Source organism: Streptomyces sp., from assembly GCF_031178505.1.
Taxonomy (GTDB): domain Bacteria; phylum Actinomycetota; class Actinomycetes; order Streptomycetales; family Streptomycetaceae; genus Streptomyces; species Streptomyces gulbargensis.
This window is the reverse complement of the sequence record NZ_JAPSIW010000387.1, coordinates 1-6,514: the sequence shown is the minus strand read 5'-3', so window position 1 is coordinate 6,514 and position 6,514 is coordinate 1. Positions and strand designations below refer to the sequence as shown.

Annotated in this window: 9 protein-coding genes; 8 read left to right on the top strand and 1 reads right to left on the bottom strand. The window is 71.2% G+C overall.

The features are described from left to right. The 4 genes from RIF68_RS22890 to RIF68_RS22875 all read left to right on the top strand — a co-directional run. The coding region (locus RIF68_RS22890; protein ID WP_309053167.1) for a type B 50S ribosomal protein L31 at positions 1-250 on the top strand (250 nt) is incomplete at its 5' end. Then, the gene (locus tag RIF68_RS22885) at positions 250-1,377 is read left to right on the top strand and encodes a GTP-binding protein (protein ID WP_309053166.1); all 1,128 of its coding nucleotides are present in this window, start codon (positions 250-252) and stop codon (positions 1,375-1,377) included. The genes RIF68_RS22890 and RIF68_RS22885, both read left to right, overlap by 1 nt. Positions 1,378-1,380: 3 nt before the next feature. Beyond that, positions 1,381-1,620, top strand: a complete 240-nt coding sequence (rpsR, locus tag RIF68_RS22880) for a 30S ribosomal protein S18 (RefSeq protein WP_309053165.1) — start codon at positions 1,381-1,383, stop codon at positions 1,618-1,620. 145 nt (positions 1,621-1,765) lie between these two features. Further along, positions 1,766-1,978 (top strand): DUF397 domain-containing protein, encoded by a 213-nt coding sequence (locus tag RIF68_RS22875; RefSeq protein ID WP_309053168.1) that lies wholly within the window; start codon positions 1,766-1,768, stop codon positions 1,976-1,978. 90 nt (positions 1,979-2,068) lie between these two features. On the opposite strand, the gene RIF68_RS22870 is transcribed toward RIF68_RS22875, so the two are convergent. Beyond that, on the bottom strand, positions 2,069-2,596 hold the full coding sequence (locus RIF68_RS22870; RefSeq protein ID WP_309053164.1) for an ATP-binding protein: 528 nt from the start codon (positions 2,594-2,596) through the stop codon (positions 2,069-2,071). 309 nt (positions 2,597-2,905) lie between these two features. Between RIF68_RS22870 and RIF68_RS22865 the strand changes: the two genes are divergently transcribed. The 4 genes from RIF68_RS22865 to RIF68_RS22850 all read left to right on the top strand — a co-directional run. Next, the gene (locus RIF68_RS22865) at positions 2,906-3,778 is read left to right on the top strand and encodes a helix-turn-helix transcriptional regulator (protein WP_309053163.1); all 873 of its coding nucleotides are present in this window, start codon (positions 2,906-2,908) and stop codon (positions 3,776-3,778) included. Between the two features lie 59 nt (positions 3,779-3,837). Continuing rightward, positions 3,838-5,295 (top strand): aldehyde dehydrogenase family protein, encoded by a 1,458-nt coding sequence (locus RIF68_RS22860; RefSeq protein WP_309053162.1) that lies wholly within the window; start codon positions 3,838-3,840, stop codon positions 5,293-5,295. A gap of 107 nt (positions 5,296-5,402) precedes the next feature. After that, positions 5,403-5,945, top strand: coding sequence for a DinB family protein (locus tag RIF68_RS22855; RefSeq protein WP_309053161.1), 543 nt, complete (start codon positions 5,403-5,405; stop codon positions 5,943-5,945). A 47-nt stretch (positions 5,946-5,992) separates the two neighbouring features. Next, positions 5,993-6,514, top strand: a 522-nt coding sequence (locus tag RIF68_RS22850; RefSeq protein ID WP_309053160.1) for a PadR family transcriptional regulator, incomplete at its 3' end; no start/stop codon positions are given.

The window sequence follows — 6,514 nt, the reverse complement described above, 5'->3', positions numbered from 1 at the left end:
CGTCGTCTTCCGCGACAGGGCGGGCGGCTTCGCCTTCCTCACCCGCTCCACGCTCACGAGTGACAAGACCGTGGAATGGGAGGACGGCCGGACCTACCCCGTCGTCGACGTCGAGATCTCCTCGGCGAGCCACCCCTTCTACACCGGCACCGCGCGCGTCCTCGACACCGCGGGCCGCGTGGAGCGCTTCGAGAAGCGCTACGGAAAGCGTGGGCCCCGCCCCGGCTCCCCGGCCGAGGCAGCCCGCTGATGCTGTCCGTCGCCCTGGTCGGAGGACTGCACTCCGACGCCCGCCGCGCCGCCGTGGACCGGCTCCTCGCCACCGTCCCCGGCAGCGTGGCGCTCCACCACGACCTCGCGACGGCCCCGGAGACGGGGACCGTCGCCCGGATCGTCCGGGACGCCACCGGCGTGCTGTCCACCGACGACACCCCGCTCGTCAACGACTGCGCCTGCTGTGCCCTGCGCGAGGACCTCGTCCCCGAGCTGGAGCGGCTGCGCGAGGCCGGCCTGACCCGGCTCGCGGTCGTCGAACTCTGGGACTCCGTCGAGCCCAAGGCGATGGCCGAGGTGGTCGCGGCGGCCGGTCTCCGGCTCACCGCCGTGATCACCGCCGTCGACCCGGCCCTGGTCCTTCCGTACCTCGGCAACGGTGACGACCTCGCCGACGCCGGGCTGGCCGCGGCCGCCACCGACCGCCGTACGGTCGCCGACACCTGGGCCCGCCAGCTGGAGTACGCCCCGGTCCTGGCCGTCGTGGACAGCCCCGAGGCCGACGACGAGGACCGCGCGCTCCTCGCCCAGCTCCACCCCACCGCCCGCCGCGTCCCCGTCGGCGGCGACGAACTCGCCGCCGCCGTCTTCGCCGGCTTCGACGTCGAGGCGGCGGCGGCGGCCCAGCACCCGGCCTGCGCCCTGCTGCCGCAGGAGGCCGACGCGAGCGGGGTCGCCACCTTCGTCTGGCGTCACCACCGGCCCTTCCACCCCGGGCGGCTGTACGCGGCCCTGGAGGACCTGACCTGCGCGGCGGCCCGCAGCCGGGGCCGCTTCTGGCTGGCGGACAAGCCCGACACCCTGCTGGCCTGGGACGCGGCGGGCGGCGCGCTCTGCGTCGAGAGCGCCGGTCCCTGGCTGGCCTCGCTGCCCGACGCCGCCTGGGAGATGGTGCCGCCGGTCCGCCGCGCGGCGGCCGCCCTCGACTGGCACCCGGAACACGGCGACCGCTGCCAGCACCTCGTCTTCACCTCGCCCGGCCTGGACCGCGAGGGCCTCGCCGAGGTCCTCGGCTCCTGCCTGCTCACCGACGCCGAGTACGCGGCCGGCCGCGAGGCCTGGCGGGCGCTGGCGTCCGACTTCGACACCCTCCTGGAGGTCTGAACCGTGTCCCGTACGTCCCCCCGCAAGCCCCCGAAGCCTCGCCCCAACCCGCTGGACCGGGACGGCATCACGTACATCGACTACAAGGACACGGACCTGCTGCGGAAGTTCATCTCCGACCGCGGCAAGATCCGCAGCCGTAGGGTGACCAGGGTGAGCGCCCAGCAGCAGCGGCAGATCGCCCGTGCCGTGAAGAACGCGCGGGAGATGGCCCTCCTGCCGTACTCGTCGGTAGCACGCTGAGTCGCACCCCCGCTACAGCCCGCGTGCACGTGCATCTGCTCCTGCATCCGCATGTGAACACAGCTATGATCCGAGGAAGTTGAGTCCTGCACCAACGCATCTCGGGGAGCTACCAGTGCACCACGCGCACCACGCGTACAACGGCATGGCGGCCACGGAGCTGCGCGATGTCGTCTGGCAGAAGAGCAGGCACAGCAACTCCCAGGGATCGTGCGTGGAGTTCGCCAAGCTGCCCGGGGGAGACGTCGCCGTGCGCAACTCGCGGTTCCCGGACGGGCCGGCGCTCGTCTACACGCCCGCGGAGATCGAGGCGCTCCTGCTCGGCGTGAAGGACGGGGAGTTCGACCACCTCGTCTGAGGACCCGGGTACGGAAGAAGGGCCCCGGCGCCGTGGAGCGCCGGGGCCCTTCTTCCGTACCCGGGCACCGGGGGCCCGTCCGCGCCGGCCTCAGGGCAGCCGGGGTCCGGGTACGGCCCGCTGGTCGGGTCCGATGTGGAACAGCGCCCACACCACCTTGCCCTGGAGCGTGCCCGCGAGCGGGTGCCAGCCCCAGCTGTCGCTGAACGACTCCACCAGGAACAGCCCGCGGCCCGACTCGGCGGCGAAGTCCTCCTCGCCGTCGCGCGCCTCCGGGCTCTCCCGGCTGGGGTCCCGCACCGCGCACACCAGCCGGGAGGCCCACCGCATCAGGTGCAGGCGCACCGGCGGGTTCGGGCCTTCGTCGTGCGCGGCGTCGGCGGGCAGCGCGTGGCGCAGGGCGTTGGTGACGAGTTCGGAGACGACCAGGGCCACGTCGTCGAAGCGCTCGCTCATGTCCCAGCGGTCGAGGGTCGCGCTCGTGAACTTCCGGGCCCCGCGCACGGCCTCGTACCGCGCGGGCAGGGCGCAGGAGGCGGAGGTGGAGACGGCGCCGGGATCGATCGGCGGAAGGCCCTGCCGTAACGGCTCGAGCACGGTCGATCCATTCGTCCCCATGCGAGGCACTCCCGGGAATCGCGACTGTGGTGCGACAACACGACAACACGAACGAGTACGCGGCTGCGCACGGGCCATGGTTCCGAATGCGCCCACGGTATGCAAGGGCAGATGCACGTGCACGCGCCGGACCTGTCCGAAGCTGTGGTGAATCAAGGCCAAATCTTCTGTGCCCGGCCGCGCGGTACGGCGCCCCGTTCGCGCCATCCGCCGCCCCCTTCCGTAATCGGCTGTGTACGGGCTGAAGCGTTTGATGGCAGAATCCGGGGCTCGACGGGGGCTCGACACCGTGAAGGGGAGGCTGGAACCGTGACCGCAGGCGAATCGGGCGGAGCGAACGGGAGCGTCGTCCGGCGCATCCTCCTGGGCTCCCAGCTGAGGCGGTTGCGTGAATCGCGCGGGATCACCCGTGAGGCGGCCGGGTACTCGATCCGCGCGTCCGAATCCAAGATCAGCCGCATGGAGTTGGGACGGGTGAGCTTCAAGTCCAGGGATGTGGAGGACCTTCTGACGCTCTACGGGGTCACGGACGAGTCCGAGCGCGGAGCCCTCCTCGGTCTCGCCCGCGAGGCCAACCTGGCCGGGTGGTGGCACAGTTACGGCGACGTGCTGCCGGGATGGTTCCAGACGTACATCGGCCTCGAAGGCGCCGCCTCCCTCATCCGCGTCTACGAGGTGCAGTTCGTCCACGGCCTGCTCCAGACCGAGGCCTACGCGCACGCCGTCGTCAGCCGCGGCATGCCCGGCGCCCCGGCCGCCGAGATCGACCGCCGCGTCGCGCTCCGCATGGAACGCCAGAAGGTCCTCGTCTCCGAGCGCGCCCCGCAGTTCCACGCCGTCCTCGACGAGGCCGCGCTGCGCCGCCCGTACGGCGACCGCTCGGTCATGCGGGAGCAGCTGCGGCACCTCATAGAGGTCTCCGAGCACCCCGGCGTCACGCTCCAGGTCATGCCCTTCGGCTTCGGCGGCCACGCGGGCGAGAGCGGTTCCTTCGCCATGCTCAGCTTCCCCGAGTCGGACCTCTCCGACATCGTCTACCTGGAGCAGCTCACCAGCGCCCTCTACCTCGACAAGCGGGAGGAGGTCGCCCAGTACGAGCGCGTGATGGACCGGCTGCGGGCGGACAGTCCGGATCCGGCCGAAAGTCGTGACCTCCTCCGCGGACTTCTTCAACTCTCCTGACTCGTCAGTACGATGACACCACATCAGTCGCGCAGGAGCAGGTAGAGGGGTCTCCATCCATGTCGCACTTCACCGACCTGGCCCACCAGTACATAGACGGCGAGTGGAAGCCCGGCAGCGGGTCGTGGGACATCATCGACTTCAATCCGTACACCGGGGAGAAGCTCGCCGCGATCACCGTGGCCACGGCCGGTGAGGTGGACCGGGCCTACCGCGCCGCCGAGCGGGCGCAGACCGCGTGGGCGGAGACCAGCCCGTACACGCGCCGGCTCGTCTTCGAGCGGGCGCTGCGGATCATCGAGGACCGCGAGGAGGAGATCTCCGCGACGATCGTCGCGGAGCTGGGCGGCACCCGTCTGAAGGCGGCCTTCGAGCTGCACCTGGCGAAGGAGTTCCTGCGCGAGGCGATGCAGCTGGCGCTCCGGCCGGAGGGCCGGATCCTGCCCTCGCCGGTGGACGGCAAGGAGAACCGCGTCTACCGGGTCCCGGTCGGGGTCGTCGGCGTCATATCGCCCTTCAACTTCCCCTTCTTCCTCTCGGTGAAGTCGGTGGCGCCCGCCCTCGCGCTCGGCAACGCCGTCGTCCTCAAGCCGCACCAGAACACCCCGGTCTGCGGCGGCACGCTCGTCGCCAAGGTCCTGGAGGAGGCCGGGCTCCCGGCCGGTGTGCTGAACGTCGTCGTCACCGACATCGCCGAGATCGGCGACGCGCTCCTCACGCACCCGGTGCCCAAGGTCATCTCCTTCACCGGCTCCGACAAGGTCGGCCGGCACGTGGCCACCGTCTGCGCCCAGAACTTCAAGCGCGCGGTCCTCGAACTCGGCGGCAACAGCGCCCTCATCGTCCTGGACGACGCCGACGTGGACTACGCGGTGGACGCGGCCGTCTTCAGCCGCTTCGTGCACCAGGGGCAGGTCTGCATGGCCGCCAACCGCATCCTGGTGGACCGCTCGGTGGAGGCGGAGTTCACCGAGAAGTTCGTGGCGAAGGTGCGGACCCTGCGCGTCGGCGACCCGGCCGACCCCGCCACCCAGATCGGCCCGCTCATCAACTCCCAGCAGGCCGAGTCCGTCTCCTCGGTCGTCGAGCAGACGATCAGGGGCGGCGCGACCGCGCTGCTGCACGGCACCGCCGACGGCAACCTGGTGTCTCCGTCCGTCCTCACCGGCATCGCCGCCGACGACCCCGTCCTCCGCCAGGAGATCTTCGGCCCCGTCGCCCTGATCATCCCCTTCGACGGCGAGGACGAGGCCGTACGGATCGCCAACGACACCCCCTACGGGCTCAGCGGCGCCGTCCACACCGGCGACGTCGAGCGCGGGGTGCGGCTCGCGCGGCGCGTCCACACCGGCATGATCCACATCAACGACGGCACCGTGCACGACGAGCCGATCGTCCCCTTCGGCGGGGAGAAGCACTCGGGCCTCGGCCGGCTCAACGGCGAGGCGACGGTGGACGCCTTCACGACCCAGAAGTGGATCTCCGTCCAGCACGGCCGCAGCCGCTTCCCCTTCTGAGCGGCCGGGGAAAATCGCCGGAAGTCCGCCTTCTAGGACAGTAGTTGTCCTCAATGGCCCGTAGCGTGGTCGTTGTCGAAGAGATCGCACGACGGAAGGCGGACATCATGGTGGCTCTCGTACCCGCGGAGGCCCAGGGCGACGAGCGCGGCGCGTTCCTCAACTTCATCGAGGCGCAGCGCGCCGCGATCCGGCGGGCGGCGCGCGGCCTCACCGAGGAGCAGGCGGCGAGCCGCCCGAGCGCCAGCGAGCTCAGCCTCTCGGGGCTGATCAAGCACGTGGCGGAGGTGGAGCTGAACTGGCTCCGCCTCGCCCAGCAGCGGCCGAACGAGCGGCAGCGCACCCAGGACACCTGGGGCGAGGCCTTCCGGCTGACCGACGGCGAGACGATCCCCGAGATCGTCGACTTCTGGGACTCGGTCGCCAAGGAGACGGAGGACTTCGTCCGCTCCGTGCCCAGCCTGGACGACACCTTCCCGCTGCCGCCCGCCCCCTGGTTCCCGAAGGACGGGCGGGTGTCGGTGCGGTGGATGCTGCTGCACCTCGTGCAGGAGATGGGGCGGCACGCCGGGCACGCGGACATCGTCCGCGAGTCCCTGGACGGCAAGGTCTCCTTCGATCTGATCGCGGAGGAGCAGGGGCGCGGATGACCTCCGCCCCGCGTACCCTGGTCAAAATTGACTAGGAGGTGTGCGGGATGTCGGCGATCCGGCTTCTCGTCCTGGGCGCGGTCAAGCAGCACGGCCGCGCCCACGGCTACCAGGTCCGCAACGACCTGGAGTTCTGGGGCGCCCACGAATGGTCCAACGCCAAGCCCGGCTCGATCTACCACGCGCTCAAGCAGATGGCGAAGCAGGGACTGCTGTACGCGTACGAGCTGGCGCCGAGCACGGTGGGCGGCCCGCCCAGGGTCGAGTACGAGCTGACGGAACGCGGCTTGGAGGAGTACTTCACCCTGCTGCGCGCGTCCCTGACCAGCTACGACCAGAAGATGGACGTGCTCTCGGCGGGCATCGGCTTCCTCGTGGACCTGCCGCGCGCGGAGGCGGTGGAGCTGCTGCGCCGGCGGGTGCGGGCGCTGGAGGAGTGGCGGACCGCGGTCACCGAGTACTACACCCCCGAGGGCGGTCCGGGGCAGCTCGGGCACATCGGGGAGATCATGCACCTCTGGGTGCACTCGGCCGACGCGGGCAAGGAGTGGACACTCGGCCTCATCGAG